2 protein-coding genes are annotated in these 1,948 nt (G+C 58.1%); both read left to right on the forward strand.

All coding sequences use genetic code 11. The features are described 5' to 3' along the window. A partial coding sequence (locus O3648_RS08185) for a glutamyl-tRNA reductase (protein WP_371569533.1) occupies positions 1–1,140 on the forward strand: 1,140 nt, incomplete at its 5' end. A gap of 240 nt (positions 1,141–1,380) precedes the next feature. After that, positions 1,381–1,608, forward strand: a complete 228-nt coding sequence (locus O3648_RS08190) for a DUF3107 domain-containing protein (protein WP_279755062.1) — start codon at positions 1,381–1,383, stop codon at positions 1,606–1,608. Positions 1,609–1,948: the final 340 nt, after the last annotated feature.

The following is a 1,948-nucleotide window of genomic DNA, read 5'->3' on the forward strand; positions in this document are numbered from 1 at the left end:
GTGAAGGGTGCAGTCGTTCTTGCCACCTGTAACCGTCTTGAAATGTATGTTCAACTACATGTATCCGCCCATGTCCCCATGGTTCGTGAGCTGATTGTCGACTCTATTGCGCACACCTCCGGGCTAGACAAAGAACTGGTTAATTCCAGCTTCGACGTGTACGCCGATGATGAGGCTACACGCCACCTGCTGACGGTCGCCTCCGGCTTAGAATCTGCTGTGGTTGGCGAGCGTGAAATCACCGGTCAGGTGCGCCGCGCCCTGGCTGTTGCTCAGGCGAAAGCGCAAGAGGACGGCGTGACCCTTCCCGGTGAGCTGGTTCAGCTATTTGAACACGCGGCGCATACCGCTCGTCAGGTGGGTCAGCATACGGCTCTTGGTGCTCAGGGCCGCTCCATTGTATCTGTTGCCCTCGATCTTGCGGATGAGGTTGCCGAGAAGGATTGGTCGACCCGCCGCGCCCTGATTTTTGGTACGGGTGCTTACGCCGGCGCGACCATTGCGGCTCTGCGCGACCGTGGCTGCACCGACATTTGGGTCAATTCCCGTTCGGGCCGTGCCGCCGAGTTCGCAGCAAAACGCGAGGTTTCTGCGGTGCCGGTGGACGGCATGGAGCAGGCCATGGCTTCTGCCGACGTCATTATTGGTTGCTCCGGCGGCTCTGATCCGTTGCTTCCCGAACAGATTCCGGGCGGTCACCACACGATCCTCGACCTGGCACTTTCGCGTGACTTTGATCCCTCGGTTGCTGACCTGCCGAACGTTGAGCTGATTACCCTCGAATCGGTGCGCCTTGCCGCGCCCGAGGAAACCGAGGAATCCGTGGCGACGGCTACGCGCATCGTGGAATCTGAGCTGGCGGCGTTCCTGTCTCGTCAGCGTTCCCGCACGATTGATTCCGCGATTGTTGCGCTGCGCTCGCACACTATGGATGTGTTGGATTCCGAGCTGGAGAAGGTGCGTAGCCAGTTTGGTTGCGGTGCGGCGACGGAGCAGCTTGAGCTGGCGATGCGTCGCATGGTGAAGTCCCTGCTGCACACCCCGACAGTGCGCGCCAAGAAACTTGCGGCGGAGGGCCGCACGGAGGATTATGTACAGGCACTGGAGACTCTCTACGGTATTCAGGTGGAGGACTCTTAAGAGCCTCTCCCCGATCTTTCTGGCATTCTTCGCATACCTAAACCCGTTTTCGCACGGGTTTTGTGTGGGTTTTCGCGCGCTTTTTCACGCATCCGGCGGCAAGTATTTTATTAGCCCCCGGCGAAGTACCGCCCGTTCACGGTGCCGATGGGCGCATTCACGCTAGAGTAGATGCTAGATAAGACAGTTCCTATACCCGGCGCGCGTTTGGCGTCGCCGGACTATTCTGCGAGGAGACTCATGGAAATCAAGATTGGCGTTCGCCACATCGCCCGCGAAATCGTTGTTGAGACCACCGAATCCAAGGACGTTATCACCGAGAAGGTCGCAAAGGCAATTGAGGACGGATCCCTGTTGCAGATTACTGACGATAAGGGCAACACCACCCTGATTTCTGGCGCTCAAATTGGCTACGTTGAGCTGGGTTCCGACGCGAAGCGTCACGTTGGTTTCGGTATCAGCGCCTAATTACTTCGGTAGCTGTTTCCCCTTTAGCTTTAGCTCTCCCCGCATCCGTCATGATGCGTAACCGCGCTTTATGCGCTGTGTGCGTGCGCTTTATGCGCCGTAAGGTTACGCCGTGCCGGATGCGGGGATTTGTGTTTTAAGCCGCCCACACAAAAACCTCGCGACACCCGGTTTTGGGGCGGTATATCGCCCATCACGGGCGCACGCCACAACCGCTTGGGGGTGCACCAGAAGCAAATCCGGGTTAATATTGAGGGGTTAAGTGAATGACCGGTCGTACCCCTTTCAAGACCCCGAGGCTGCACCGCCTTCTCATCATGAATGAACCATGCGTGCAGGC

Origin of the sequence: Rothia sp. 27098_8_161, assembly GCF_041432905.1 — a bacterium.
GTDB lineage: Bacteria > Actinomycetota > Actinomycetes > Actinomycetales > Micrococcaceae > Rothia.